Consider the following 25,643-nt stretch of genomic DNA (forward strand, 5'->3'; position numbering starts at 1 on the left):
GTCAGCGCCGGCAATTCAGCGAAAATAGGGGAGTGATCCCAAACGACTTCATCGCCCAGCTGCTGTCGCGCGTCGACGTCGTCGAGGTGATCGACCGCTTTGTACCGCTGAAGAAGGCCGGCCAGAACTATCAGGCCTGCTGCCCGTTCCACAAGGAAAAATCGCCCTCGTTCTCTGTCAGCCCGACCAAGCAGTTCTACCACTGCTTCGGCTGCGGTGCGCATGGCTCGGCCATTACCTTCCTGATGGAATATGGCGGAAAGAGCTTCCCCGATGCCGTTGAGGAGCTGGCGCAAAACGTCGGCCTCACCGTGCCGCGCGACAACTCGCGACCGGCCGACCCGCAGGCGGGCGGCCTGTTCGACGTGATGCTCACCGCTGCGGGCTTTTACAAGCAGCAACTGAAGCATTCGCCGATCGCGATTGACTACTTCAAGAAGCGCGGTGTCAGCGGCGAGGTCGCACGCCGCTTTCATCTGGGCTGGGCGCCGGCCGGCTGGCAGCCTCTGGCAGAGGCCTTTGACGACTACGCCGACAACCAGTTGCTGGAAACCGCCGGGCTGGTCACCACTGGCGACGCCGGCAAACGCTACGACCGCTTTCGCGAACGGGTGATGTTCCCGATCCTGAATCAGCAGGGCGCGGTGATCGCGTTTGGCGGGCGCATTCTCGGTTCCAAGGATGACGGCAATGGCCCGAAATACCTGAACTCCCCCGAGACGCCGATCTTCAGCAAGGGGCGCGAACTGTATGGCCTGTTTCAGGCGCAGGGCGCAATCCGCAAGGTGAATCGCGTGCTGGTGGTTGAGGGCTACATGGACGTGGTCGCGCTGGCGCAGTACGGCGTGGAGTATGTCGTGGCCACACTCGGCACCGCGACCACCGAAGCGCATGTGCAGCGCCTGATGCGGCTGGCCGACGAAGTGGTGTTCAGCTTTGATGGCGACAGCGCCGGCCAGCGCGCTGCCTGGCGTGCGCTCGAGAACGCGCTGCCGGCGCTGCGCGACGGCAAGCAGATCCGCTTCCTGTTCCTGCCCGAAGAACACGACCCCGACAGCTACGTGCGTGAGCATGGTCGCGAGGCATTCGAGGAGTACGTCGCCAACGCCTTGCCATTGTCGCAGTACTGGATTGATGAGCTCAACAAGCGCCACCCCGGTGATAGCGCGGAGGCCAAGGCAGCGCGCGCCGCAGCGGCACGTTCGCACCTGGAGCTGGTGAGCGCACCGATGCTGCGCGAGTCACTGGGAACGGTCCTTGCCAAAGACACTGAACTTTCGCTTGCATCGGTACTGCCACCAGTTAAGCGCGCTGCTCCGACCGAGGAAGAGCAACAGACCAGCTACAGACAATATTCCGGAGTCAGACCGCCACCTCTACGATTTGATCCGTTAGAAAAGCGTCTACTGCTTCAATCGAGGCGGATTCTTGCTCAGCCCAAACTCGCGATGGTCATTGCCGGAACTGTGCCAGCTAAGGCGGACGAGACCAATTTCGCGTTAAGACTCTTGATCGCCGTGGCAAATCAAGCGATCAAGATGGATGGGCCATCTCACTTTGGTATTTGGCATGCACAGTTCGAGCAGACAGACTTCGCGTCTACCGTATCAAGTTTATTAGTAGACAAAGATGTCGACATAGATGAGAGAGTGCCCTTCGAGGAAGCTGAGAGCGAGCTACGTGAGCTACGTAATCAGATTGAGTCGGGGACACTATTTCAGTCAACTCAGGTAGTGTCCGTCCCACAGAATCTCGCCAATCTCGGAATTCTTGCTCTCGGACCGCGACGTCAAGCGACTACTGCAAATGCTCTGCCCCTCCCCCCTGGTGGGGGAGGGGTTGGGGAGAGGGGGATGATGGCCTCCCAGCCACCAGCACCTGGGGCGCAGCCGTCACCCTCTCCCCTGCCCCTCTCCCCTCAAGGGAGAGGGGAAGACGCTGCGCACCGTCTTCGCGACTTCGCACGCGAACTACGTGCCAATCAAACCCCTTGGGAGCAGGAGTTATGGCAAGAGCTTCGCGCCCACCGCTTCGCCGACGTGAAATTCAAGCGGCAGCAGCCGATTGGTCCCTACATTGCGGATTTTGTTGCCCTATCCAGATCAGTCGTTGTCGAACTAGATGGATCACAGCATTCTCAAAACGCTGACTACGATCAGAAGCGCGATGACTTTCTCAGACAGGAAGGCTTTCGGGTAATTCGCGTCTGGAACAATGAATGGACTGAAAATCGGTCGGGCGTTCTTGATGCGATCTGGGCAGCCGTCACCGACAACCCCGGCGTCGGGCAGTCATCACTTTCCGGTGCCAGCGACCCGGATCAAACCCCGGACGACGATCTCGACGACATCCCGTTCGACTTCAACGCCAACTTCGCGCCGTCGCCGGACGACCAGCACGACGCGCCTTTCTAGTTCACACTGCTCAATCTCATGACCTCACCGCTGATTTCCACCACTGACCTGGCCGCGCAACTGGCTGATCCACATCTGGTGATCGTGGATAGCCGCCATGACCTGCTGAACCCTTCACTGGGACCGGAGGCTTATGCCGCCGGCCATTTGCCGGGTGCGATCTTCATGTCGATCGACGATGATCTCTCCGCCGCGAAAACCGGCAGCAACGGCCGCCATCCGTGGCCGACGGCGGAAACCTTCGCAGCAACGCTCGGGCGCAAGGGCATCGGCAATGCCAGCCGCGTGGTCGTCTACGACGGCGGCAATGCCATGTACGCCGGCCGGCTGTGGTGGATGCTGCGCTGGCTGGGTCACGACAACGTTTTTGTGCTCGATGGCGGCTACGCGCAGTGGCAGAAAGAAGGCCGTGCCATTGACACCACCGCGCGCCAGCGCGCGGCTACCAACTTTCAGGCCACCGTGCGCAAGGGCATGCTGCTCAACGCCGCTGACACGCTGGCAGCGCTTACTGACCCGTCGCAACGCATCCTCGACGCCCGTGCACATGAGCGCTATCGTGGTGATGTCGAGCCGGTGGATCCGGTGGCTGGACACATCCCCGGTGCGCTGAATCGCCCGTTCGCGCTCAACCTGCGCGACGGCGTGTTTAAGTCGGCTGAAGAGTTGCGTCGCGAATTCGAGGTGGTGCTGGCCGGTCGCACCCCGGCACAACTGATTCATCAGTGCGGTAGCGGCGTGTCGGCCTGCGCCAACATCATCGCGATGGAACACGCCGGACTTGGCGGCAGCCGGCTCTACGCCGGGAGCTGGAGCGAATGGTGCGCCGATCCGTCACGCCCGGTGGCGCGCAGCTAGGCCGGCCTCAATCGCGATAGTTGCCCCAGGCCTTCATGCTCTTGCGCATGAAGCTCACTTGCGCTTCCCACTTCGTGCAGCGACGGCAGATGAAAGCGTGTGCCCGGATCACGGCGCGTTCAGTCGCCGACAACGCGCGATCTTCGCGTTCGGAGACGAGAGCCGCGACTTCACGGCAGGTGCGCAGGAATTTCATGTTGACGTCTTGGCAGGGCCGTTGCCGAACCACTTGAGTTGCAGGCATTCCCGCAACCGCAAGCGTGCCCGATGCAGCAGCACCCAAGCATTGGACGAGGTGATCTGCAATTCCTTACAGATCTCGTCGGTGGAAAACTCCATCCACTCGCGCATGAGGAACACGCGGCCCATCGTTGGCGGCATCTGGTTGATGCAGACATCCAGCACCTCCAGAAATTGCTTCGAATTGAGCGTTTGCTCGGGGTTGGGCCAGTCGTAGGTGTCACCACGAAAGTGGCCATCGGGCACGAACAGTAAATCCTCCAGCTCGGCGTCCTCATCGGTATTGACCGACGATGCCACTTCGCGCGAATTGGCGCGCAGGCAGTCGATGATCTTGAATTTGAGGATGCCGACCAGCCAGGTGCGCAGGCTGGAGCGACCGCCGAAGCTCTGCGGCTTTTCGAGCGCCGCCAACATGGTCTCGGCCACCACATCTTCGGCCCAGGCGTCATTTCGTAGCTGCAGGCGGGCGAAGCGCAGCAGATAACTGCGTGATTCGGCGACATCGTCGGCAAATTTGGCAAGGTCGGTCATCGTGAACGAAGGCAGCAATCGGGAGTTTTTGGCGTGCTGCGAGTGTATGGCTTTTCGATGAAATCCTCACCGAAACTGGGCTCAGTGAGTCAATTGGCATCAAGTCGACTTTTCCAAATTTTCGCCTTCAGCCCGCGCGGGATATGAGTTTCAACAAAAAGGTGACGAGTAGTCTGAATGCTCCAGACAACCGTCAACGAGTTCGCCTCGGGGCACGTTTTTGCGCGAGTGCTGTCCAACCAGTTGACCCGCGCAAATGGCGCAGAGTTTTCCGATAGCGCTTTCCGCTGCGAGCGGAGCAACGAAGGAGAGAATCCAATGAAACAGATGTTTGCCATGACGCTGGCCGCCGTTGCGGTCACTGCGGCCGTTGCGCAGCCGGCGCCGTCCTACGCACCGCCGCAGCAAAGCTATAGCGACACCGCACAGGTGCTCTCCGCGCAACCGATTTACGAGCGCAACAACGTTCCCCGTCAGGAATGCGCCAATGAAACCGTGACCGAAACGCGCACGGTGCCGTCGCAAGGCTACGTCACCGCCAATTACGCCCCAGGACAGCCAGCACCTGCGCCTGCCCCCACGGGTGAGCGCACCGTCGGCGCTGGCACCATCATCGGCGCCATCATCGGCGGCGTGGTGGGGCATCAGTTCGGCAACTCGTCGGGCGGCCGCGATCGCGGAACCGCCGCCGGCGCCATCGTTGGCGGTCTGGTCGGTAACCAGATCGAAAACAGCGCACCGGCCACCACCGCAGCCCCGGTCGCCAGCGGCCCGGCCCGTGTTGACTATGTGCCGGAGACGCGCACCGTACAGCGCTGCCGCACGGTCTACGACGGCCGCGACGAAATCGTTGGCTACAACGTGGCCTACCGCTATCAGGGCCGCGATTACACGACGCGGATGGCCTATGACCCGGGCCCCACGATGAATGTGCGCGTCAACCTAGCGCCGGACGTTCCGCCGCCGGTGCGTCGCCCGTAACGAATTGAGTTAACCGCTTCCACATCTTCCAAGAGCAAGTAACCGAACAACGATAACGCTGACCTCCATCACCCGCCGCCCGCGTCTCCTCCCCCGAAATCACGCGCGCGGCATCTGCCGTCGGGCTCCTCCCCCTTGCCCGACGGCGGGACCCGGTGAAGCGATCACAGCGACATTGCGCAGTCGCAGCCCGGCCGGGCCTCCCCTTCCCAGCCTTGCCTCTGCCAACCCGCTCCACGCGGGATTGCCTCAACGGCCACCACTGGTGGCCGTTTTTGTTTGCATGAACGCTGCGTGCGGCAGCGCAGCACGACGCCCGTACAATGGGCGCAAATTTTTTCGTCTCACTTGGAGCACATCATGATTCGTCGTTACGGCGTCGGCAAGCGTCTTTCCGAAATGGTCACCTACCACGGCTTTCTGTATCTGGCCGGGCAGGTTGCCGCTGATCCGTCGGCTGACGTGAAAGGCCAGACCGAGCAGATCCTCAAGCAGATTGATGAACTGCTGGAAGAAGGCGGCGCCACCAAAAAAGGCATTCTCACGGCCACGATCTACCTCGCGGACATCAACACCTTCGCGCAGATGAACGAGGCCTGGGACGCATGGGTCCCGGAAGGCAATCCGCCCGCCCGTGCGACGGTTGAAGCGAAGCTCGCCAAACCGGAATACAAGGTGGAAATCCAGATCACGGCGTGCAACGGCATGAGCTCGCACGGCCACGGTCACGACCACAACCACTAACGAGAGGTAACCAGGAGTCCAATGCTTGACCCGATCAGAACCCAGTCCAACCTTGCCGCCCCGGCGCACGTTCGCGAAGCCGAAACGATGCGCGTGAGCCGGGCAACGTTCGATGAGGTGATGTTTCAGACGTACGTCCCGGCGCAATTTGTGCCGGTGCGAGCGTCCGGGTCGCGCATCTGGGATAGCGAGGGCCGCGACTATGTGGACCTCGCCGGTGGCGTGGCTGTGCTCTCGCTCGGGCACTGTCACCCGGCGCTGAACGCCGCGCTCAAGGCGCAGGCCGATCGCATGTGGCACATCTCGAACTACATGGTGAACGAGCCCGCGATGCGGCTCGCCCAGAAGCTGGTCAACGCGACGTTCGCCGACCGCGTGTTCCTGTGCAACAGCGGCACCGAGGCTAACGAAGGCGCGCTGAAAACGGCCCGCAAGTACGCCAGCACCAAATACGGCGAGCAGAAGCACCGCATCATCTCCACCACCAATTCGTTCCATGGCCGCACCTGGCTCGCGGTGTCTACCGGTGGCAGCCCGAAATACACCAAGGGCATGGGCCCGGTGCCAGCGGGCATCACCCATGTGCCATACAACGACGTGGATGCCTTGCGCGCGGTGATGGATGACGACGTGGCCTGCATCATCCTGGAGCCGATGCAGGGCGAAGGCGGCATGTATCCGGGCAGCGCCGCATTCCTCGGGGCCGCGCGCGAGCTATGCGACAAGCACAACGCGCTGCTGATCTTCGACGAGATCCAGAGCGGCGTGGGCCGTACTGGCGCGCTCTACAGCTACATGCAAAAAGGCGTGACGCCGGACATCCTGACCAGCGCCAAGGGCATCGGCGGTGGCTTCCCGATTGGCTGCTTCATGGCGCGTGCCGAGGTCGCCGAAGTGATGCAGCCGGGTACTCACGGCACCACCTATGGCGGCAATCCGCTGGGCGCTGCAGTTGCCGAGACGGTGATTGACATCGTCAACAACGAAGCCTTCCTGCAGCGCGTGCTGGTCGCCGAGCAGCGCCTGCGCACAGGGTTTGCGGCCATCAACAGCAAGTACAACGTGTTTGCCGACGTGCGCGGCGAAGGCCTGTGGCTTGGCTGCGAGCTGGTCGCCAAGTACGACAACCGCGCCAGTGAATTCATGAAGGCCGGCCACCGCAACAACGTGGTGTTCCTCACCGCCGGCAACAACAACATCCTGCGTTTCGCGCCGGCGCTCAACATCAGCGACGCCGAAATCGACGAAGGCCTTGCGCGCACCGAGCGCGCGATTGCGGAAGTCGTTAGCGCCTGATCAACAGCGCGATAACGTAGCCTCGATGTAGCGCAGCGGAATCGAGGGAACCACGACGGCTGTCGGAGTCATTCGACGGCGTCCGCGTGTTGTAGCCTCGATGCAGCGAAGCGGAATCGAGGAAACCCGTGCCTGTCGAATTCATTCAGGGACGTCCAACTCCGGCGCGACAGCCCAATTTGGCGGCAGGAGCCCGTTCCGCACGTAACGATGAAACGACGAATGCGGCCAGCCGCCCGGCGTGTCGGCATGACCATGTTTCACCGGGTTGTACTGGATGTAGTTGACTTGGCCTTCGAAGTCGCGTTCGTCGCGAATGGTGTGTTCCCAGTAGCGCCGTTGCCAGAGGTCATAGGCGCCGGCGTCATCACGGGTGAGCGCAACGCCCGCACGTCGGCAAGCGGAGGTGAAGCGCGCCTTGATCGCCTTCCAGCGCCCCGCGTAGTCAGCGTCACCCGGCGGTAGCGTCCAGATGCAATGCAGGTGATCAGGTAGCACCACGATTGCGTCGGTGGTGAACGGCCGTTCACAGCGCACCCGATGGTACGCAGCCCGCAAATCCTCGATGCGCTCCACCAGCAAGGGCGAACGACGATCCCGCAAAGTCACCGTGAAGAAGTACGTCCCGCCCGCCACAAAGTTACGCCGATACGCAACCATCAATCAGCACCACAACAATCCGTAGCCTCGATGCAGCGAAGCGGAATCGAGGGAAAACGCACGCGGGAGAGGAGAATTGGGAAATCGGAAAAGTGCTTCGACACGGAATGATTCATCAACATTGGTTGCGATCAGCAACCGCACGATTCCTCGATTCCGCTGCGCTGCATCGAGGCTACCTCTAACTGCGAAGGAATAGAAACCAAACTAGCGCCGCGCCTAGGCCCAAAGCGATGAGCACGGAAACGACGTCGACTTCCCGTTCACTGTCCTTTTTCTTTCGACGCAGCGAGACCTCGTCGAATTCGACATCGTCGGGTTCGACTGGAGTGGACTGATTCTCGGCGTGGTGAACCGGATCCACGTCTAGGCCAGCAAACCGCCCAAAGCCTCACCCAACCTCCCCCCATCCACCCCACCCGCCATCGCCATATCCGGCCGGCCACCGCCTTTGCCGCCTACTACTGCGGCGGCTTTGCCGACGATCTCGCCAGCCTTGAACTTGCCTACGAGATCAGCGGTGACGCCGGCGCAGAGGCTGACTTTGCCGTCTGGCGTTTTGGCGCCGAGCAGGATGACGCCGCTGCCGAGTTTGTTTTTGAGCTGATCGACCATTTCGCGCAGGGCCTTGGCGTCGGCGCCTTCGACTTCGGCGGCGAGGAACTTGACGCCGTCTTTCTCGACGACCCTAGAGAGCAGATCGCCACCAGCAGCAGCGGCGAGCTTGCTCTTGAGAGCCGCTAACTCTTTCTCCAGCGTCTTGACGTTGTCCTGCAGCTGCGCGATTTTGTTGACGACCTCGTTCGACGGCGCTTTCAGTGAGCCGGCGATGGTGTTCATCTGCTGGTCGAGCGATTGCACGTAGGCCATCGCGTTGAGGCCGGTGACGGCTTCCACGCGACGCACACCCGCGGCCACGCCGCCTTCGCCGATGATCTTGAAGAAGCCGATGTCGCCAGTCCGACCAACGTGAGTGCCGCCGCAGAACTCCTTGCTGCTACCGATCTCGAGTACGCGCACTTCGTCGCCGTATTTCTCGCCGAACAGCATGGTGGCGCCCGAGGTCTTGGCCTTTTCAATCGGCATCACTTCGGCGTGCGTGGCCGTGTTGGCGACGATTTCGGCATTCACCTTCGCCTCAACTTCGCGGATTTGGTCGTCGGTCATCGGCGCGTTGTGCGCGAAGTCAAAACGCGTCTTGTCGGCATCGACCAGCGAGCCCTTTTGCGCGACGTGGCTGCCCAGCACTTCGCGCAGCGCCTTGTGCATGATGTGGGTGACCGAGTGGTTGCGCATGGTGCGGATGCGCGCATCGGCATCCACCGTGGCCGCGACCTGGGAACCGATGCGCAGTTCGCCGTTCTGCACGATGCCGTGATGGCCAAACACATCCGGCTGAATTTTCTGGGTGTCTTCGACGGTGAATAGCGTCAGGCAGACCCCGGAACGGGTGATCTCGCCACGGTCGCCGACCTGGCCACCGCTCTCCGCGTAAAACGGCGTGCGATCGAGCACCACGATGCCGCGATCGCCGGTCGCCAGCGCTTCCACCGGCGTGCCGTCCTTGTAGAGGGCAATCACATGCGCTTCGTCAGCGAGTTTTTCGTAGCCGTGGAACACCGTCTTCGGGCCGTCGTAGCTGAGCACATCGGCCGCCTTGAACTTGCCAGCAGCACGGGCTTGCGTGCGCTGCTTTTCCATCGCGGTTTCGAAGCCCGCCTCGTCTACCGTCACGCCACGCTCGCGGCAGACGTCGGCCGTGAGGTCGAGCGGGAAGCCGTAGGTATCGTAGAGCTGGAAGGCGACGGCGCCGTCGAGCACTTTGCCACCATCGGCCAACGCCTTTTCGAGAATCGCCATGCCATGCGTCAGCGTCTCGCCAAAGCGCTCTTCCTCAGTCTTCAGCGCCTCGGCCACACGATCCTTCGCGGCACGCAGCTCGGGGTAAGCCTCGCCCATTTGCGCATCAAGATCGGCGACCAGCTTGTGGAAGAAGGGTTTGGTCTGGCCCAGCTTGTAGCCGTGGCGCAGCGCGCGGCGGATGATGCGGCGGAGCACGTAGCCACGGCCTTCGTTGCTCGGGATCACGCCATCGGCGATCAGGAACGAGCAGGCGCGGATATGGTCGGCAATCACGCGCAGCGAGGGGTTGCTCAGATCCTTGCAGCCGGTCTCGCGTGAGGCGGCGTTGATCAGCGCTACGAACAGGTCAATCTCGTAGTTCGAGTGCACACGCTGCAGGATGGCGGCGAGGCGCTCGATGCCCATGCCGGTGTCGATCGAGGGCTTCGGCAACGGCTTCATCGGGCCGTCTTTCACCTCGCGCTCGAACTGCATGAACACGAGATTCCAGATTTCGATGAAGCGGTCGCCGTCTTCCTCGGGCGAGCCGGGTGGGCCGCCGGGGATGTGCGGGCCGTGGTCGTAGAAGATTTCCGAGCAAGGGCCGCACGGCCCGGTGTCGCCCATCATCCAGAAATTGTCACTGGCATAGCGGCTGCCCTTGTTGTCGCCGATGCGGATGATGCGGTCCACCGGCACGCCGACTTCATCCTTCCAGATGCCGAAGGCTTCGTCGTCCTCGGCGTACACGGTGACCAGCAGCTTCTCTTTCGGCAGGCCGTAGACCTCGGTCAGCAGCTCCCATGCGTACTTGATGGCGTCGCGCTTGAAGTAGTCACCGAACGAGAAGTTGCCCAGCATCTCGAAGAAGGTGTGATGCCGCGCGGTGTAGCCGACGTTCTCCAGATCGTTGTGCTTGCCGCCGGCGCGCACGCTGCGCTGCGCGGTGGTCGCCCGCTTGTAGGCGCGCTTGTCGGCGCCGGTGAACACATCCTTGAACTGCACCATGCCGGAGTTCACGAACATCAGCGTCGGGTCGGCCGCGATGAACAGCGGCGACGAGGCAACGCGGGTGTGGCCCTTGGATTCGAAGTAGGCGAGGAACTTTTCCCGGATTTCTGCGAGTTTCATGACGTCTTCTGGTGGTTCTTCTGGAAAGGATGGCGGCGAGGCGACACCTGCAAAGGCGTTGCGCCCGACGCGCGAAACCTTTGATTTTACTGGGCAAGCAGGCCTTTTCGGCAGTCTCGGTATTGCCTAATCGGCATCGGCGCCTGACCGGTGGTAGCAATGCAACTTTTTGTTGGAATGGCGTCGGCATTGGGCTCAAGCGCAAAAATCGCTTAAAGTCGACTTTATAAATTTTTGCTATTGAAGCCCAATTCGAATAAGGCTTTCGATGAAAAGCTTATGCCATCGGTTCTACCCGGACGCGATTGAAACAGCAGCCCGTTCGGGTGTGAGGCTTGCGCGATAATTAGGCACTTGGAACGCATCACCCTCCCCGAACCCGCAGCCGATCGGCCTGCGGCCTCTCAGCCCAATCCCCCTGCCGCGACCAGCGGCGCTGCCGCACCCGCAGACCGCGTGTCCGCGCCCGCCGGTGCGCTACCGCGCGAGCTGTTCGTACTGGTGGCGTTTCTGATCGTTGCTCACACCGCCTTCAATGGCATCCGCATCACCACCTCGCTGGCGGCCATCAAGGCGGGCGGCGGCGCGCTGTGGGTAGGCTTGCTGACAGCGATGTTCAACATCGTGCCCGCCTTTGTTGCGATTCGCGTCGGCCGCCTGGTCGACCGCGTGCCGCTGCGGCGTCCGCTGATCGCCGGCTGCGCGCTGGTGGCAGCAGGTGGCGCCATCGCGGCCGTTGAACCCATGCTGGGCATCCTGGCACTTTGCGCCATCGCCATCGGCATTGGCTGGATGGCGATTGCCGCTTCGTCGCAGTACGCAGTCGGGCTGTTCGGCGGCAGCGAGAACCGCGTCCGCGCGTTCAGCGTGATGTCGATGGGGTTTTCAATTTCGAGCTTTCTCGGACCGCTGATCGCCGGCTTCATGATCGACCATGTCAGCTACCGCGCAGCGTTCGCGGCGCTCGCTGCCCTGCCCGCCATTGCGGCGATCGCGTTCGCGACGCGCTGGCTGAAGCTGCCCACTGTCGCCCCGCGCGAGGACGCACCGAACGGCGGTGCGCGTGAACTGCTGGGCATGCCCGCTGTGCGCAACACGTTGATCTCGGCCGCGTTCATCACCGTTGGCTGGGATCTCTACATCTTCATGGTGCCGGTGCTGGGCACCGAGTTGCACCTGACCGCAACGCAGATCGGTTCGGTGCTGTCGTTCTTCGCGGTCGCCGTGTTCGTGGTGCGGCTGTTCATGACGCGCCTGACCGACCGGCTGGGCGAGCGCGGGGTGATGGTTTCGGCGATGGCGGTCGCGGGGGTGACCTTCATCGCCTTCGGCTTCGCGCACAGCTATGGCGTGATGATGGCGCTGTCGTTCGTCATCGGCCTGGGGTTAGGCGCCAGTCAGCCGATCGTCCTCTCCATCCTTCACGACGCCGCGCCACCGGGCCGCATCGGCGAAGTGAACGGCATGCGGATGACGATGATCTCCACCAGCCAGTGGACGATGCCGCTGGTGTTCGGCATGCTCTCGGCGAGCACCGGCATGCTGCCGCTGTTCCTGATCATCGGTGGCGGCATTCTTTCGGGCAGCTGGTTCGCGCGACGCAAGTTGCCGACGGCGTAGACGCAACGCCGCCGCCGGCTGCGTTGGCAGCCACCCGCCAGTACCGGTGCTCGCCGGCACAAGCCATGCGCAACACGCTAATCACATCAGCCGCACCGTTCGCGTCAGTCGCGCCAATTGACAACTGTATTTGCGTACACTATTCTCGCAGCTCCCATTGTGCGCGCGGCTGGCCAGACTGACCATGAAAATCCCCCGAATGAGCATGATCACGCTGGGCGTCGCCGATCTCGATCGCGCCACGGCGTTTTACGAACAGGTGCTCGCTACACCGCCGAACAAGTCGCACGACGGCGTGCGCTTCATCGAGCTGCCCGGCGTCTGGCTCAGTCTCTACCCGCTCGACAAGCTGGCTGCGGATGTTGCGCCCGGCCTAGACGCAACGCGCGGCCCGTTCCCCGGCTTCACGCTCGCACACAACGCGCGCAGCGAGGATGAGGTACGCGCGATCTGCGAGCGTGCCCGCGCGGCCGGCGGCAAGATCATGACCGAGCCGGAGGCCACGTTCTGGGGGGGTTTCCACTGCTACTTGGCCGACCCTGATGGTTACTACTGGGAAATTGCTTACGGCGAGATGTTTGATTTTGATGCGCGTGGCGATATGCGCTGGAGAGCCTAGCCTGCTGAACAGTCAGCTGCGCTAACGCTCACTTCGGTTCGTGGCGCCCCTTCAACTACGCTCAGGCGCTTTTAGGTACTTTCGCGCTACGCTCACCCTCATTCCCCCGTTCGTGGTGAGCTTGTCGAACCATGAACCTGACGCACTCGCGACGATGTGGTTCGACAGGCTCACCACGAACGGAGACGAAACCTCATGACTACACCCAAAGCCACTACTACCAAAGCAGCCAGAAGCAACGCCCCAGTGCCTGCCGACTCGAAAACCCGCTGCTTCTGGGCCACCGGCGTACCCGACTTCTACGAGAAGTATCACGACGAGGAATGGGGTGTGCCCTGCTTTGACGAGCAGAAGATGTTCGAGATGCTGATTCTTGAAGGCGCGCAGGCAGGCCTGTCGTGGCAAACGGTACTCGCCAAGCGCGAGAATTACCGCAAGGCGTTCGACGGCTTCAATGTGGAAAAGATTGCGCGCTACAAAGAGCCGAAGATTGAGAAACTGCTGGCCGACGCCGGCATCATCCGCAACCAGTTGAAGATTCGCGCAGCTGTCACCAACGCTCAGGCTCTGCTCCGGTTGCGTGAAACAGCGGCGCGCCCGGAATTGGCGCTGACCGATTTCTTCTGGCAATTCGTCGATGGCCGACCAAAGCAGAATGCTCTCAAACGCAAGGAAGACATCAAGGCCACCACACCCGAGTCGGACGCACTGTCGAAAGCCTTGCTAAAGGCCGGATTCAAGTTCGTCGGCTCCACCATCGTCTATGCCCACATGCAAGCCTGCGGAATGGTCAACGACCATCTCACGAGCTGCTGGCGCTACGAGGCGGTGCGGGAGATGGGCCGGCAACTGTAGCGGGCGCACTCCGTCTCGATGCCGCGTCGCTCGTTCAGGCGATACGCACGCAGACATGTGGTGTCAAAAGTCACCCCGAAGGGGCAAGTCAGTGTTGACCACGAGTGTCACAGCGATGATCGCCGCCGAGGCTTCTCGCGGCTAGCTGCTTGCTTGGGTCCGGTCGTGTTCGTCGTTACAGACCGATCGTTCAACCAGCGGCCCGGTTCACTGCAAGGTCATGCCACATTGTGTTGTGAGGAACTTGCGGATGTCGCGCACGGTGTTGGTTCCCCACTCATCGCGCGCAGCATTCGCCGGGAAAGCGACGCCGCCAATCACCGCATTCCCCGTCACGCCCAGCGCAACACGCGTAGCGATCAGCATGTCGGTCGTTGCCAGCACCTTGCCGTCACCATCGATATCGAGCGAGCAGGCGCGAGCGCCAAACGGCCCGCCTTCGTATCGGGCCACGCAGAAGTCATCATTGCTGCCGTTTGAGCAATTACCAACGACGACGATTTTTCCATCAGACTGTACCGCCACGCTGTAGGCCGTGTCGTCGTCACTACCGATCGTGGAAATGGCGCGGCCATCAGTGTTGAAGCTGGTGTCAAGCGCCCCGGTGCCGTGATAGCGTGCAATGCAGAAATCGATGGTACTCAAGCCCAGGCAGTATCCGGCTACGATGATCTTGCCGTCACTTTGTAGCGCAATGGTGCGAATGAACGAGTTGCCGTTGCCCATGGTGGTGAACAGCTGGCCGTCGGTGCTGAAGCTGGGGTCAAGCACGCCACCAGACTCAAAACGCGCAAGGCAAAAGCTGGAGCCGGCGCCACCACTTTGCAGATCGCAATAGCCGGCCACCACGATCTTGCCATCAGGCTGCAGGGCTGCGCCACCGTAGGCCGATGCGTTGAAGTTTCCGATCTGTGCCTGCGCCCGGCCATCAACATTGAAGCTGGTGTCGAGCGATCCATTCGCGTTGTAGCGAGCGAGACAAAACTGCGAGTAGCCGCTTGCAGCCGTGCTGTAGCAAAGTCCGGTCGCCACGATCTTGCCATCCGGTTGCAGCAACACCGAGTCAACGTAGCTAAGGCTGGCGCCAATCGTAGTCGCCACTTTCCCGTCACCGCTGAAGCTGGTGTCGAGCACGCCGTCAGCGGTGTAGCGAGCCAGGCAGAAAGTGTTGCCGGCGCCGTTGTCACAGGTGCCACCGACGACAATCCTGCCGTCGGGCTGCAGCGCGGCGCCGCGCAACGAACTGGACACACTGCCAGCCGCAGTGATCACTTTGCCATTGCCATTGAAACTTGTGTCAAGCGCCCCGGCGACGGTATAGCGAGCCAGACAAAAGCTGGTGCTTGCGCCGTTATCGCAAGTGCCTGCGGCGACGATTCGCCCATCCCGTTGCAGGGCCAGCGCCCGGACATCGTCGTCGCCCGAGCCAATTGCCACAACAAACTTGCCGTCGCCGCTAAACGTCGTATCAAGCGCACCGTCAGCGGTGTAGCGAGCAATACAAAAGTCCGTGTTGGAGCCGTTTGCGCAGGTGCCGGCAACCACAATTTTCCCGTCGGCTTGTATCGCGACGCGTCTCGCACCATCGTTGCCGGTGCCGAATGAAGTGTTGACCTTGCCAAAAGCGCCGAACGTGTTGTCCAGATCACCCGGCGCACCTAGAGCAGGAAGCGACGACAACACCAATAGGGCGAGACTCCAGCGCAGGAACCCGTGGCACTTATCCGCGACTGGCGCCGATGGCCAGATCCGCGATGGCGATGCGCTTGCCGCTGCGGCGGGTGCTGCCACCGGCAGTGGTCTGCGCAAGGTCTGCAGCGAACGCCGTTTCGCAACGGAAAGAAGTGAGCAAGACAACTGCATATTCATGCTCTGGAGTTGGGTCACGGGGCAGCAACCGATTTGGCGATACCGATGGCTTGCGCTTTGGTCAGATTATTCATCACGATACGCAAGATACCGTCATCGCGCTGGATTGCGACCAGGCGTTGCGGATCCGCGGGCACCAGCGCAGCGCGTTTGCCGACGCCGGCGATCGGCTCACGTTTCGCTTTGCTCGTCTGCTCATGCGGCGTGATGATGTTTTCGTACAGTTCATCGGAAACGCCCTTGCCGTCCTCTCGGGCGATGGTTTTCCGGTCGTAGTACTGCACCGAGACTGTGGCGAAACCTCCAGCGCCCCGTCGCATCCATGCGCAGCCCAGTTCACCGGACTTTTCCATGCGAGCATCGGCTGCTTCAAAACCGGCCCCTGCAACTGCCTGCAACTTGGCGGCAGGCAATAGCTTTGCGCACATGGCCTCCGGCGACTGTGCGTTGGCGGACACCGACGCCAACCCCACAACAACGACGACAACAGCGGCGATCCCGGTGCGTATCAGTTTCATCAATCTCACGATGTTCTCCGGAAAATTGAGTTTTCAGGGTTTCCTTGCCGGCGATTTCTCACCGCAGACGATTCGGGCGCCGTCGGTTGCAGAGGGTAGGCGCGACCGCGCGGTTGGCATGCAAACTCGGACTGCACCAACCTGCCCCACAGTTCGCCGGCGCCCCAATGCCCATCGACACAGACAAAGACGCGCTCTGCCGCTCGTTAATGCCACAGTTTGACCGCACCGGCGCAAAGAATGCACCCCGTGACCACTTGCCCGGTGCCTGCCTGGGCCAATCAGTCGGGCGCCCCGCCTGTCTCAATACTGGCAACTTTGCGCTTCACCATCAAGTGTTTGACGATATCGTGCGGATAGACGCAGTGCTCGTGCGCACTGACGTAACCAAGTGCGCGGTAGAAGTCTGGCGCCTGAAAACTGAATGTTTCCAGGTAGAACTCCGTGCAGCCATGCTTCTGCGCTTGGGCCTCAAAGGCGCGAACCAGAGCAGCCCCAACTCCCCGTCGACGGTGCTCTGATGCAACCCACAGCTGCTGTAGCTCGCAGCAGCGTCCCCAGCGTCGGCCCACCGCCCCACCAATCACACCTCCGGTAGCGTCGCGGGCAAAGCAGGACAGCGGCGCCACTTCATGCAGCGGCGCAGCAGCGTCGTTGAACTCGCCGATGCCGTTGTCAACGATGGTCGTTTCCGCGGGCGGGCAACTGTCGTGCGTCTGTATTGACAGGGTTGGTGACACCAGTGATTTTGCGGGTGCGGAGGGCAAGTCAGACATCAGTTCAGGCCATCAATCAAACAGCGAACCCAGCAGACTGCCGATACCATCGGTGACCAGATCGACGATGCCGTCGCCAGCGCTGGATGCGACCTCCCCAATGCTGTCGGCGACGCCGCTGCTGACTGCGTCGACCGCGCCGCTGCCAATGTCACTGGCGACACTGCCGATACTTTCGCTGAAGCCCGAGCTGCTGGCGCTGCTAAATACGCTGCCAATTTCGTTCAGCAACCCACCGCCAGAAGCAGCATTGCCGGACGCACCGAACAGCACGTCGGTCGCCGATGGCAAGGCATCGCCCGCACCACTCAGGCCACTGGCGATCGACGACGAGGTGCCATCAGTAAAGATGTTGCTGCCGATTTGTGTAACGCCGCTGCCGGCACCGGACAGGGCATTGCCCAAGCCCGACGCCAGACCTGAGCCGTTGCCGAACAGGGCGTCAGTCGCGGTGGGCAGCGCGCCAATCCCGGTATTGCCCACCGAGGATGCGCCGGAACCGATGGATTCAAGCAAACCACCGGTCGCCGCCGTGCCCGTATCTGCCAGCACACCACCCGCCACACCGCCGGCGGCCGCCGGCACCGCGCGGCTACCGGCGTGGCCCACGCCTCGCGCGGCGGCACGCCCAAGCGCAAAGAGAATGTCAGCAGCGAGATCGGCGGTGTCCCAATTGCTCCAGCCACCCGATGACGAAGAGCTGTAGCCGTAGCCTGGTGATTGTGTGGGGTACTGCGCCGGCACCTGTTTCTGGCGCTCCTGCAGATAGTGATCGATGGCCTTCTTCGCGGCTTCGCGGTCGAACACCGAGACCGGCGCGCGGCAATATTCGCAAGCATCTGTCTTGCCGATATTGACCGGCGCCGCGCAGCCGGAACACTTGATCTGTTGCACGCTGGCCGCCAGTTTGGCGCGCTCCTGCTGCGTGAGTTCCCGCACGAACTGCTTCTCGGCGAGGAAGTTGTAGAACGTGGTGAGGCGGCCATGTCCCTTCGGGCAGGACTGATAGGCAAACCGCGTGTTCTTGACGCGATCATTGGTGAGCCGCATGCCGGTGCCGCAGGCAACACAGCGCAGCCCCTCACCGAACTTGCTGCTGGCGTTGCTGGAGGTGCCGCCGCGCTCGTTGATAAGCTGGAACAGCGCTACCGTGCCATCGGGCGATAGCTGTGAACTTTCCCACTGATCGAACCAGATGGCGTTGCAATCGTGGCACACGTCCAGTTCGACACTTTGACCGTAGTGGCCGGGCAGTTCGTAGAGCGACATCAGCGTGCTGCAATTGGTACAGCGCTTGTTCGACTGGCGACTTTGCAGTGGTGGAAATTGCGAGGCGGACATGACAGTTCCTGACGAACGCTAAATAGGCACCGCGTCGACGTCACTCAGTGAATGCGCGGCTGGCACCTCACGCGCCAGCAGCGGTAGAGACGCGACGGGCGATAGCTTAACGACAATCGCCTTACGTTGCCGACGTGGTGGTTGGCGTGCGACGAAGCGGACGTAGTGGCGACGAGGCCACTATTCGTCGGACGGATCGGCGTCGTTGCGTGCGCCCCATGGGCGGGCACGGCGGAAGGAGCTTTTGAAACCGTTGCGGGAACCCGATGGCCAGCTGCTGGCAGGCGTAGCTTCTTCGGCTTCTGTGGATGATGGCTCAGCCTGTTGCCGGCCTCTGTTGCCAGTCTGCTTACGACTGCCAAAGCTGCTGGATTTGCCGGCGGGCGAACGCAACGAGCTGGTGCGTGTGTATTCCTGCGGCGCCTCCGCGTCCCCGAAGAGTTCCGGCTCTGCCTGCGCCGCCGTGCTCGCTACCTTGTTGGCAGAAGCTGCTCGCCAGTTGCTGCGGCCTGATAGCCCGCTACGACGGGTGCCGTCGACCGCGGCCACAGGAACCCGTGGCACGATCTTGAACGCGTCACCAAGGTGGAAACCGCGCGTCAGCAAAAAACGAATCTGCTTCTGCCGGACCTTGTCGTCAGCCGGCGTCTCCCCGCCAAAACGTCGTTGCCACAGTGCCTGTGCGACTTCCGCATCGTCCTGCTCCAGCGCTTCCAGTGCAAGGCTTGCCGCATCCTTCTTGATTCCGGCCTCGGCAAGCTTGTTTTCAATATACCGGCGACTGGCTTGACCAGCGAGTCGCCGCACCATGGCCTCGGCGTAACGTTCATCAGACTGCCAGCCGGCGGCGGCCAGATCGTCAAGAAGGCGCTCAATCTCGTCCTTCTTTTCGGCAGCGGTCACTGCATCCTGACTGGTTCGACGCGCTCGCGCCTGTGCCAGCTTGCGCAGCAACTCCTCGCGGGAATGCTCGCGCGTCGTCAGCAGGCGCAACGCCTTGTTGCGCAGCTTTTTTGCGGCTTCGAGCGTTTCAGCGTCGCTACGGTCCTTGCTCGCCATGAGCGGATTATTGATCGCTTGCGTCAGAACGGGAAGAGCGAGCGAGAGTTGCATGCGTATTCTCCGTTTTCGGCATGCGCGAGCAGGAACGTGCCCGCAGCCAAGGCAGGCGTGCGCTTGCACGCCCGCAGTCACCGAGTTTCCAGCGCGATCCGGTCCTCATATGGCGCACCACCTCCCATCGAGAACCTGGCGGATGCGCAACGAGCATGCCGGGGCTATTCGTCGTCCGGCGAGCCTTCGTCTTTGGAGACAGCACCGCCAATGGTGATGCCGATCTTTTCGCGAATCTTGTTCTCGATTTCTCTGGCGAGGGCCGGGTTCTCGCGCAGGTATTCGCGGGAATTGTCCTTGCCTTGTCCGATGCGGTCACCCTGATAGCTGTACCAGGCACCAGACTTTTCGATGAAACCGTGTTCGACGCCCATGTCGATGATTTCGCCTTCGCGCGAGATGCCCTGGCCGTACATGATGTCGAACAGCGCCTCCTTGAACGGGGGCGAGACTTTGTTCTTGACGACCTTGACGCGGGTTTCGTTGCCGACGATTTCGTCGCCCTTCTTGATGGCGCCGATACGGCGAATATCCATACGCACCGAGGCGTAGAACTTGAGGGCGTTGCCGCCGGTGGTGGTCTCGGGGCTGCCGAACATGACGCCAATCTTCATGCGAATCTGGTTGATGAAGATGACCAGGGTGTTGGTGCGCTTGATGTTGCCGGTGAGTTTGCGCAGCGCCTGGCTCATCAGGCGCGCCTGCAGACCGGGGAGCTGATCGCCCATTTCGCCTTCGATTTCTGCCTTCGGCACCAGCGCTGCGACCGAGTCGATCACCACGATGTCCACGCCGCCAGAACGCACCAGCATGTCGGCGATTTCAAGCGCCTGTTCGCCGGTATCTGGCTGGCTGATCAGCATGTCAGGCACGTTGACACCGAGCTTGGCGGCGTAGATTGGGTCGAGCGCGTTTTCGGCGTCGATATAGGCAGCCACACCGCCCGCCTTTTGAATTTCAGCGACGACGCTCAGGCAAAGCGTAGTTTTGCCGGATGACTCCGGACCATAGATTTCGACCACACGACCACGTGGCAGGCCACCAATGCCGAGCGCGATATCGAGCCCCAGCGAGCCGGAGGATACGGCCTGAATGTCATGCTCGGCATTGCCTTCGCCCATCTTCATGATGGAGCCCTTGCCGAATTGTTTTTCGATTTGCGAGAGCGCAGCAGCCAGAGCTTTTTTGCGGTCGTCCATGGCGAGTTCTTTGGTCATTTTGGTCATCCTTGCATTGTAGGGAGGGCAACCTGCGCATTCCTCACGTGAGCGACCTCGTCAGGAATGGTGCCTCGCAGGTTGCCGAAATCGCGTCCGGCAAAACGACTTCGGGCTGGTGACTTCTATTTCGTGCTGACTTGCGTTTATTCCACAGCAAGCTTGCGTTTATTCCACAGCAAACTTGCGTTTATTCACAGCACTGGATAAACTTCACTGTATGGATGCGCACTGTATAGCTTTACAGTATTCATGTCAAGCGGCGATGCGCAGGATTTCTGATTTCGTGGAGACACCGCATGCGCCCCTTGACCGCCCGCCAGGCTGAGATCCTTGCCCTGATTCAGGACTTCATGGAGCGCTCCGGCTTTCCGCCGACGCGCGCCGAGATCGCCGAGAAACTGGGCTTCAAGTCCGCCAACGCCGCCGAGGAGCACCTGCGAGCACTCGAACGCAAGGGCATCCTCGATATCCTTCCCGGCGCGTCGCGCGGCATCCAGTTGAAGCAATCCGGGTTGCCGGGGCTGCCGCTGATCGGGCGTGTCGCCGCCGGCTCGCCAATCCTCGCCGAGGAGAACGTGAAGTCGCGGCACAAGATCGACCCGGCGCTGTTCTCACCCGCGGCAGACTACCTGCTCAAGGTCAAGGGCGATTCGATGATCAATATCGGCATCATGGACGGTGATCTGCTCGCCGTGCACAAAACGTCCGACGCGCGCTCCGGGCAAGTCGTCGTGGCCCGTATCGACAATGAGGTGACCGTGAAGCGGCTCAAGCGCAAAGGCAATGCGATTGAGCTCCTGCCCGAGAACGACACCATGAGCCCAATCCCTGTCGACCCGACCGCGAGTGATTTTGCGATTGAGGGCCTGGCCGTTGGCGTGATTCGCTCGGGCGGCATTCACTAGGAGGCAGCGTGACGGCCACGCGCTGTTGCGCCAAAGCGCCTGCATTAACTCAGCAGCTTTTTGTGGAAAGCCCCGTCTAATCTGGGCTAAACCCCAAAATCTACGGCGAATCGACTTTTTGCCAATTCGCCCTCCAAGCCCTATTTGAATGCGGGTTTCCGGGAAAGGTTGTTAACCTGCCAGCACGCCGTGTGCAGCCAGCGCGGCCGCCACACGCTCCGGACAGTCGATCAACTCCGCCTGCCAGCCGCGCGCACGCGCTGCCGCGACGTTCGCAGCTGAGTCATCCAGAAACAGCGTCGCCGACGGATCGAGCGCATAGCGCCGCTCTAGTGCCTCGTAAATGGCTGCATCTGGTTTCGACAGTTGCTCACGCCCGGAGAAGATGCCGCCCTCGAAGCGGGCGATCCAGGGGCAGCGATTCTCCAGCACACCGGCAAACGCTACCGGCATGTTGGAGAGGTACAGCACACGGTGTTGCTGCGCATTTCTGGCCGTGCCTGCGTCACCGGTCGCACCCGTCAGCGCAACCACAGCAGCCACCGAATCGTGCAGCACCGGCAACACGTGCGGAATCCGATCAATGAACGCCTGCAGCGCTATGCGATCAAGGTCGAGCCGGGCAGCCGTACGCGCGGCGAGCTCATCACTGTCAAGCAGCCCGCGATCAAAGTCCTGCCAGTCCTGATGCTCAATCATCGCCAACGCCAGCTCAGCGGGGGTCCGTGATAGCTGATCACGACCGGGATAGTGCTCAACGATCAAGCGGACCGGGTTCCACTCGACCAGTACATTGCCAAAGTCAAAAACAACATTCATCGCGAAAGCATAGGGCATGACACGTGGCGGCCCGGCACCACGATCTGTAACGTTGTGATGAAATGCGTCGGCAACGACAAATTCCGCAAATCATGGTTACGCTGAACGCTGATCTCTTTGAATCACTTCTGGGAAAACGTCTCTCGGTCGACGCTCACGGTGGCGTGGAGATGTGGACCATTGACAGCGTGACGCGTCGCGCGCAACACGCGGCGCGGACCGATCAGCCGTTCAATGTCTACCTCACTGCACCGGCGACCAACGACCGGCTGCAAGGGATGCGTCGGGGCGTGTTGCCCGACGGCGAAGCGATTGATTTCTTCGCCGTGCCGATTGGCGCAACGGCCGACGGCGTCAATTACGAAATCGTCTTCAACTAGCCACAGGCTTCGCTGCGGCCAGATCATCCGGCTCGCGGCGCATGTAGAGATAGATACCCCGGGCTTCAACCTCGCGGAAGCCCTGGCGCTCATACAGCCGCCGCGCTGGATTGAACGGTTCGACGTGTAGCGTCGTCGGCAATCCAGCTGCGCCGGCAATTTCAACGAGAGCACCGCTGATGGCGCCGCCAATCCCACGGTTGCGACAATGCTCAAGCAGGGTAATTTCCATCAGCCGCAGCTCGCCCGACGTGCGGGTGAAATACAGTCGCCCGACCGGTGCCTCATCCAGCCACACAATCAGCAGGTTTGCGGTCGGGTAGTGCTTGACGTAGTGCGCATGCTGCGAATCAAACTGCCAGCGGCAGAACGCCGCCTTCTGCTGTTCGGTCCAGTCGACCGCCTGACGCAGTTCATCGGCACGCGTCAACGCGTAAAGAGACGCGGAAAAGTCGAGATCGGCAGGCGTTTCGGCACGGAGATCAACGTGGACGCCGGGCAACGCGACGCGTAATCGCGCGAGCAGCGCCGCTACATCGGCACCGCTTTGCAAATCCGGGGTCAAATCAGCTCGCCGTGAACCGCGAAACTGATGTACGGGAAGTCCAGGCCATTCAGTCGCGATTGCCGCACGGGAGCGCGAACATCACCGGTGAACGCATAGTCTGCCAACGCCGGCGGGGAACCGGTCGCCGCACGCGGGCCTGCCAGTACATACACGCCCGGCTTCAACTGCGGTCCGCTGCCGCTGGCCATGAAACTGAAAAACGCCGAGGCCCGCTTGCCGTTTGTTGCCGAGGTATGGGTAACCTCAAAACCGGCGAAGGCGTTGTCATGCGCGGTAAACAGCACTGACTGGCTGGTTCCGCCAAGACGTTTGGGAGCGTGCGACCACAGATCATGCCGCATCACGGTGCTGTCGGGTGCGATGTGCACCGCGACGATTTGCAGCAAATCGTCCGCCAGTGCGCCGGCGCCCGCAGCAAAGCCGCGAAAGGAGACGTCACGAATGGGGCTCAGCACGGCTTCGCGCCCCGTCACGGCGATCTTTGGCGCAGCCACCATGTTCGGCATCTCGGCAAATCGCGCGAGCGCAAACGGCAGACTGCCACCGAGATCGCGCGCAACGACCGACTCCGCGACCAGCGCGCGGCCACCGCCCTTTGGCACGCCAGCCAAGTCCACCGAGCTCGGCGCCGTCCAGATTGAGCTCGCGCCCGCCACAGCGACACCCGCCGTGGTGGCTGCTGATACCGACAAAAATCCCCGTCTGTCCATCTTCTTTTGTTCCAATCACCAAGCTTCGCAGCTTACCCGACTATGTTCGCGGTGGGTAGACGCCCTGCAGCGCAATATTGAAATACAAGGTCAAATAAGGCTGCATGTTGTTGTGCGGTTGGCCACCACCGGCGGGCGCCAGTGTCGAAGCAGACAGCGTTGTCAGGGAACCCGGCGCCGAATACAGATTACCGCCCGTAGACCGCGCCAGGGCCTCGGTCGGGCCAGCAATCCGGTCTTCGCCGATATCGTTGCGCGCATTGAGTGCGTGTGAGTGACTCGGGATTTCCGATTCGAGCAGCGTGACCGTGTCGCTACCACCCGTCTCACCGAGGAAGTGCAAGGACAAGCCTGGACCTTGCTCCGGATGCATCGGTGCCGAACCCTGCAAGTTGGGCAGCGCGAAGTTGCTTTTGCCATCGCCACCGTAGGTGGTGCCTAAAAGAGAGAACAACGCCGTGTTTTGCGACAGCGGCAATATCTGCCCGTTGCACCAAGCCCAGCCCTTTGGCGCGAAGTTGAACGGAAAAATACGAATTTCAGCAACAAATGGATCCATTTCGTTCTCCGCTTCTTAGGTGGGCGACGGGAAGATGCCGAACAGCGAGATGATGAAGTTCACGCACAGGTACGGCTGAAAGTTATCGTGCGGCTGACTGCCGCCGACCGAAGAAATTGACTGCGCTGCCAGCGGCACAGTCGGCGTGGCGGCGAAAAATGGCGTCGCGGTCAACGGTGTCGCGATGACATTACCGCTGGCGTTCGGCACCGTGGTCTGGTCCGACGACGCCAAAAACGGGTGTGAGTGTGCGGGAATCTGCGATGTAGTCAACGTCACCGTCTCGACACCACCTGTCTCAGCCAGGGTGAATCCATTGCCCTGATGAATCGGGATCCGCCCGCGCATATCTGGCAACGCGAACGTGGATTGCCCATCGCCACCGTAGGTGGTGCCTATCAGATTGAATAGAGTTTCGTATTCGGAGATGGGCAACAACTGCCCTTGGCAAAACATCCATCCAGCCGGGGCGAAGTTGCCCGCGAAGATCCGGACTTCTCCAACATAAGGTTGAGCCATGTCCTTGCCTCTTTAGGTCTGACTGGGGAAGATGCCCTGGAGCGCAATGCAAAAGCTCAGGGTCAGGAAGGGCTGCATGTTCAGATGCGCCTGACTACCGCCAACGTTCCCCACCGTGCCAGCGACAAGCGTCGTCGGCGAAGTCAACGGGCGGTATGCCTCGTAATTCAACGAGTTGGCGAGGGTTTGACCGCCCGGGACCGACCCAGTCGCATTGGCGTTGGTTGCATTAACGTAGTGGATATGCGTGGGAATTTCGCCGATTGACAGGGTATGCCCCTGTTCGCCGCCCCGCTCACCGAGCGTGTGGCTGCTGCCGACATGAATAGGCGTACGTCCACGGTTGTCAGGCAGGGCGAAATTGACCCGGCCATCGCCGCCGAACGTGGTGCCCAGCAGCGAAAACAGGGCCTGGTTTTGATTGATCGGCAGCAATTGCCCGTTGCATAGCGCCCAACCTTTGGGAGCAAACCCAAAGCTCATGATGCGTATCTCAGCCAAAAACGGTTCTGCCATGGTGAGGACTTTCTCTGATGGGTGAAATCAATCCCG

27 protein-coding genes are annotated in these 25,643 nt (G+C 61.4%); 10 read left to right on the top strand and 17 right to left on the bottom strand.

Annotated elements, in window-relative coordinates; genetic code table 11:
- Positions 1-32: 32 nt before the first annotated feature.
- Entirely contained in the window at positions 33-2,414 is a 2,382-nt protein-coding gene (gene dnaG / locus FKL89_RS20580; RefSeq protein WP_156863534.1) for a DNA primase, read from the top strand.
- Positions 2,415-2,432: 18 nt separating this feature from the next.
- Complete coding sequence (locus tag FKL89_RS14795; RefSeq protein WP_156863535.1) at positions 2,433-3,272, top strand: sulfurtransferase; 840 nt, start codon at positions 2,433-2,435, stop codon at positions 3,270-3,272.
- A gap of 7 nt (positions 3,273-3,279) precedes the next feature.
- On the opposite strand, the gene FKL89_RS14800 is transcribed toward FKL89_RS14795, so the two are convergent.
- Both FKL89_RS14800 and FKL89_RS14805 read right to left on the bottom strand, forming a co-directional pair.
- Positions 3,280-3,468 (bottom strand): zf-HC2 domain-containing protein, encoded by a 189-nt coding sequence (locus tag FKL89_RS14800; protein WP_238363375.1) that lies wholly within the window; start codon positions 3,466-3,468, stop codon positions 3,280-3,282.
- The gene (locus tag FKL89_RS14805) at positions 3,465-4,046 is read right to left on the bottom strand and encodes a sigma-70 family RNA polymerase sigma factor (RefSeq protein ID WP_156864727.1); all 582 of its coding nucleotides are present in this window, start codon (positions 4,044-4,046) and stop codon (positions 3,465-3,467) included. The genes FKL89_RS14800 and FKL89_RS14805 overlap by 4 nt, the downstream gene beginning before the upstream one ends.
- A gap of 318 nt (positions 4,047-4,364) precedes the next feature.
- On the opposite strand from FKL89_RS14805, the gene FKL89_RS14810 reads away from it, so the two are divergent.
- From FKL89_RS14810 to FKL89_RS14820, 3 genes are all read left to right on the top strand, one after another.
- A complete protein-coding gene (locus tag FKL89_RS14810; RefSeq protein ID WP_162527532.1) occupies positions 4,365-5,027 on the top strand; it encodes a glycine zipper 2TM domain-containing protein in 663 nt (220 codons plus the stop codon).
- A gap of 360 nt (positions 5,028-5,387) precedes the next feature.
- On the top strand, positions 5,388-5,771 hold the full coding sequence (locus FKL89_RS14815; RefSeq protein WP_156863538.1) for a RidA family protein: 384 nt from the start codon (positions 5,388-5,390) through the stop codon (positions 5,769-5,771).
- An 87-nt stretch (positions 5,772-5,858) separates the two neighbouring features.
- Entirely contained in the window at positions 5,859-7,067 is a 1,209-nt protein-coding gene (locus tag FKL89_RS14820) for an acetylornithine/succinyldiaminopimelate transaminase (RefSeq protein ID WP_156864728.1), read from the top strand.
- Positions 7,068-7,208: 141 nt separating this feature from the next.
- On the opposite strand, the gene FKL89_RS14825 is transcribed toward FKL89_RS14820, so the two are convergent.
- Complete coding sequence (locus FKL89_RS14825; RefSeq protein ID WP_156863539.1) at positions 7,209-7,727, bottom strand: REP-associated tyrosine transposase; 519 nt, start codon at positions 7,725-7,727, stop codon at positions 7,209-7,211.
- Positions 7,728-8,093: 366 nt separating this feature from the next.
- Positions 8,094-10,700: an alanine--tRNA ligase gene (gene alaS / locus FKL89_RS14830; RefSeq protein WP_156863540.1), complete on the bottom strand. Its 2,607-nt coding sequence runs from the start codon at positions 10,698-10,700 to the stop codon at positions 8,094-8,096.
- Positions 10,701-11,054: 354 nt separating this feature from the next.
- Between alaS and FKL89_RS14835 the strand changes: the two genes are divergently transcribed.
- From FKL89_RS14835 to FKL89_RS14845, 3 genes are all read left to right on the top strand, one after another.
- Positions 11,055-12,320, top strand: a complete 1,266-nt coding sequence (locus FKL89_RS14835) for an MFS transporter (RefSeq protein WP_156863541.1) — start codon at positions 11,055-11,057, stop codon at positions 12,318-12,320.
- Positions 12,321-12,504: 184 nt separating this feature from the next.
- A complete protein-coding gene (locus tag FKL89_RS14840; RefSeq protein WP_156863542.1) occupies positions 12,505-12,939 on the top strand; it encodes a VOC family protein in 435 nt (144 codons plus the stop codon).
- A 195-nt stretch (positions 12,940-13,134) separates the two neighbouring features.
- Positions 13,135-13,794, top strand: coding sequence for a DNA-3-methyladenine glycosylase I (locus FKL89_RS14845; RefSeq protein ID WP_156863543.1), 660 nt, complete (start codon positions 13,135-13,137; stop codon positions 13,792-13,794).
- A gap of 207 nt (positions 13,795-14,001) precedes the next feature.
- On the opposite strand, the gene FKL89_RS14850 is transcribed toward FKL89_RS14845, so the two are convergent.
- The 7 genes from FKL89_RS14850 to recA form a co-directional block, all read right to left on the bottom strand.
- Complete coding sequence (locus tag FKL89_RS14850) at positions 14,002-15,477, bottom strand: NHL repeat-containing protein (RefSeq protein WP_162527533.1); 1,476 nt, start codon at positions 15,475-15,477, stop codon at positions 14,002-14,004.
- A 37-nt stretch (positions 15,478-15,514) separates the two neighbouring features.
- Complete coding sequence (locus FKL89_RS20475; protein ID WP_272953701.1) at positions 15,515-15,646, bottom strand: hypothetical protein; 132 nt, start codon at positions 15,644-15,646, stop codon at positions 15,515-15,517.
- Between the two features lie 31 nt (positions 15,647-15,677).
- Positions 15,678-16,181 carry a hypothetical protein gene (locus FKL89_RS14855; RefSeq protein WP_156863545.1) on the bottom strand — a complete coding sequence of 168 codons (504 nt, stop codon included), beginning with the start codon at positions 16,179-16,181 and terminating at the stop codon, positions 15,678-15,680.
- 281 nt (positions 16,182-16,462) lie between these two features.
- Positions 16,463-16,957, bottom strand: coding sequence for a GNAT family N-acetyltransferase (locus FKL89_RS14860; protein WP_156863546.1), 495 nt, complete (start codon positions 16,955-16,957; stop codon positions 16,463-16,465).
- Between the two features lie 12 nt (positions 16,958-16,969).
- The gene (locus tag FKL89_RS14865) at positions 16,970-18,298 is read right to left on the bottom strand and encodes a TFIIB-type zinc ribbon-containing protein (protein ID WP_156863547.1); all 1,329 of its coding nucleotides are present in this window, start codon (positions 18,296-18,298) and stop codon (positions 16,970-16,972) included.
- Between the two features lie 180 nt (positions 18,299-18,478).
- Complete coding sequence (locus FKL89_RS14870; protein WP_238363376.1) at positions 18,479-19,291, bottom strand: regulatory protein RecX; 813 nt, start codon at positions 19,289-19,291, stop codon at positions 18,479-18,481.
- 284 nt (positions 19,292-19,575) lie between these two features.
- The gene (gene recA, locus FKL89_RS14875) at positions 19,576-20,610 is read right to left on the bottom strand and encodes a recombinase RecA (protein WP_156864729.1); all 1,035 of its coding nucleotides are present in this window, start codon (positions 20,608-20,610) and stop codon (positions 19,576-19,578) included.
- 317 nt (positions 20,611-20,927) lie between these two features.
- Here recA and lexA point away from each other — a divergent pair, with 317 nt between their 5' ends.
- Positions 20,928-21,536 carry a transcriptional repressor LexA gene (gene lexA, locus FKL89_RS14880; protein WP_156863549.1) on the top strand — a complete coding sequence of 203 codons (609 nt, stop codon included), beginning with the start codon at positions 20,928-20,930 and terminating at the stop codon, positions 21,534-21,536.
- 171 nt (positions 21,537-21,707) lie between these two features.
- On the opposite strand, the gene FKL89_RS14885 is transcribed toward lexA, so the two are convergent.
- Positions 21,708-22,355, bottom strand: coding sequence for an HAD-IA family hydrolase (locus FKL89_RS14885; protein ID WP_162527535.1), 648 nt, complete (start codon positions 22,353-22,355; stop codon positions 21,708-21,710).
- Positions 22,356-22,447: 92 nt separating this feature from the next.
- Here FKL89_RS14885 and FKL89_RS14890 point away from each other — a divergent pair, with 92 nt between their 5' ends.
- Positions 22,448-22,735, top strand: a complete 288-nt coding sequence (locus FKL89_RS14890; RefSeq protein WP_156863551.1) for a DUF6916 family protein — start codon at positions 22,448-22,450, stop codon at positions 22,733-22,735.
- Here the strand turns inward: FKL89_RS14890 and FKL89_RS14895 are convergent.
- The 5 genes from FKL89_RS14895 to FKL89_RS14915 are packed head-to-tail and all read right to left on the bottom strand — an operon-like array spanning position 22,728 to position 25,607.
- The gene (locus FKL89_RS14895; protein WP_162527536.1) at positions 22,728-23,300 is read right to left on the bottom strand and encodes a GNAT family N-acetyltransferase; all 573 of its coding nucleotides are present in this window, start codon (positions 23,298-23,300) and stop codon (positions 22,728-22,730) included. The two genes, FKL89_RS14890 and FKL89_RS14895, sit on opposite strands and share 8 nt — an antisense overlap.
- The gene (locus tag FKL89_RS14900) at positions 23,297-24,013 is read right to left on the bottom strand and encodes a hypothetical protein (protein ID WP_156863553.1); all 717 of its coding nucleotides are present in this window, start codon (positions 24,011-24,013) and stop codon (positions 23,297-23,299) included. Before FKL89_RS14900 ends, FKL89_RS14895 begins: the two co-directional genes overlap by 4 nt.
- A 40-nt stretch (positions 24,014-24,053) precedes the next feature.
- Positions 24,054-24,572, bottom strand: a complete 519-nt coding sequence (locus FKL89_RS14905) for a phage tail protein (protein ID WP_156863554.1) — start codon at positions 24,570-24,572, stop codon at positions 24,054-24,056.
- A 15-nt stretch (positions 24,573-24,587) separates the two neighbouring features.
- Positions 24,588-25,091, bottom strand: a complete 504-nt coding sequence (locus FKL89_RS14910) for a phage tail protein (protein WP_156863555.1) — start codon at positions 25,089-25,091, stop codon at positions 24,588-24,590.
- A gap of 12 nt (positions 25,092-25,103) precedes the next feature.
- The gene (locus tag FKL89_RS14915) at positions 25,104-25,607 is read right to left on the bottom strand and encodes a phage tail protein (protein WP_156863556.1); all 504 of its coding nucleotides are present in this window, start codon (positions 25,605-25,607) and stop codon (positions 25,104-25,106) included.
- Positions 25,608-25,643 lie beyond the last annotated feature (36 nt).

It is taken from the genome of Casimicrobium huifangae (genome assembly GCF_009746125.1).
Lineage (GTDB): Bacteria > Pseudomonadota > Gammaproteobacteria > Burkholderiales > Casimicrobiaceae > Casimicrobium > Casimicrobium huifangae.

What these genes read in the sequence shown, in the direction of transcription:
- FKL89_RS14840 (WP_156863542.1), top strand. Translation starts at nt 12,505, where the DNA reads ATGAAAATCCCCCGAATGAGCATGATCACGCTGGGCGTCGCCGATCTC.
- FKL89_RS14865 (WP_156863547.1), bottom strand. Translation starts at nt 18,298, where the DNA reads ATGTCCGCCTCGCAATTTCCACCACTGCAAAGTCGCCAGTCGAACAAG.
- FKL89_RS14905 (WP_156863554.1), bottom strand. Translation starts at nt 24,572, where the DNA reads ATGGATCCATTTGTTGCTGAAATTCGTATTTTTCCGTTCAACTTCGCG.
- FKL89_RS14815 (WP_156863538.1), top strand. Translation starts at nt 5,388, where the DNA reads ATGATTCGTCGTTACGGCGTCGGCAAGCGTCTTTCCGAAATGGTCACC.
- lexA (WP_156863549.1), top strand. Translation starts at nt 20,928, where the DNA reads ATGCGCCCCTTGACCGCCCGCCAGGCTGAGATCCTTGCCCTGATTCAG.
- FKL89_RS14805 (WP_156864727.1), bottom strand. Translation starts at nt 4,046, where the DNA reads ATGACCGACCTTGCCAAATTTGCCGACGATGTCGCCGAATCACGCAGT.
- FKL89_RS14845 (WP_156863543.1), top strand. Translation starts at nt 13,135, where the DNA reads ATGACTACACCCAAAGCCACTACTACCAAAGCAGCCAGAAGCAACGCC.
- FKL89_RS14915 (WP_156863556.1), bottom strand. Translation starts at nt 25,607, where the DNA reads ATGGCAGAACCGTTTTTGGCTGAGATACGCATCATGAGCTTTGGGTTT.
- FKL89_RS14825 (WP_156863539.1), bottom strand. Translation starts at nt 7,727, where the DNA reads ATGGTTGCGTATCGGCGTAACTTTGTGGCGGGCGGGACGTACTTCTTC.
- FKL89_RS14795 (WP_156863535.1), top strand. Translation starts at nt 2,433, where the DNA reads ATGACCTCACCGCTGATTTCCACCACTGACCTGGCCGCGCAACTGGCT.
- FKL89_RS14820 (WP_156864728.1), top strand. Translation starts at nt 5,859, where the DNA reads ATGCGCGTGAGCCGGGCAACGTTCGATGAGGTGATGTTTCAGACGTAC.
- FKL89_RS14860 (WP_156863546.1), bottom strand. Translation starts at nt 16,957, where the DNA reads ATGTCTGACTTGCCCTCCGCACCCGCAAAATCACTGGTGTCACCAACC.
- FKL89_RS14885 (WP_162527535.1), bottom strand. Translation starts at nt 22,355, where the DNA reads ATGAATGTTGTTTTTGACTTTGGCAATGTACTGGTCGAGTGGAACCCG.
- FKL89_RS14910 (WP_156863555.1), bottom strand. Translation starts at nt 25,091, where the DNA reads ATGGCTCAACCTTATGTTGGAGAAGTCCGGATCTTCGCGGGCAACTTC.
- FKL89_RS14810 (WP_162527532.1), top strand. Translation starts at nt 4,365, where the DNA reads ATGAAACAGATGTTTGCCATGACGCTGGCCGCCGTTGCGGTCACTGCG.
- FKL89_RS14890 (WP_156863551.1), top strand. Translation starts at nt 22,448, where the DNA reads ATGGTTACGCTGAACGCTGATCTCTTTGAATCACTTCTGGGAAAACGT.
- recA (WP_156864729.1), bottom strand. Translation starts at nt 20,610, where the DNA reads ATGGACGACCGCAAAAAAGCTCTGGCTGCTGCGCTCTCGCAAATCGAA.
- FKL89_RS14855 (WP_156863545.1), bottom strand. Translation starts at nt 16,181, where the DNA reads ATGAAACTGATACGCACCGGGATCGCCGCTGTTGTCGTCGTTGTTGTG.
- FKL89_RS14800 (WP_238363375.1), bottom strand. Translation starts at nt 3,468, where the DNA reads ATGAAATTCCTGCGCACCTGCCGTGAAGTCGCGGCTCTCGTCTCCGAA.
- alaS (WP_156863540.1), bottom strand. Translation starts at nt 10,700, where the DNA reads ATGAAACTCGCAGAAATCCGGGAAAAGTTCCTCGCCTACTTCGAATCC.
- FKL89_RS14900 (WP_156863553.1), bottom strand. Translation starts at nt 24,013, where the DNA reads ATGGACAGACGGGGATTTTTGTCGGTATCAGCAGCCACCACGGCGGGT.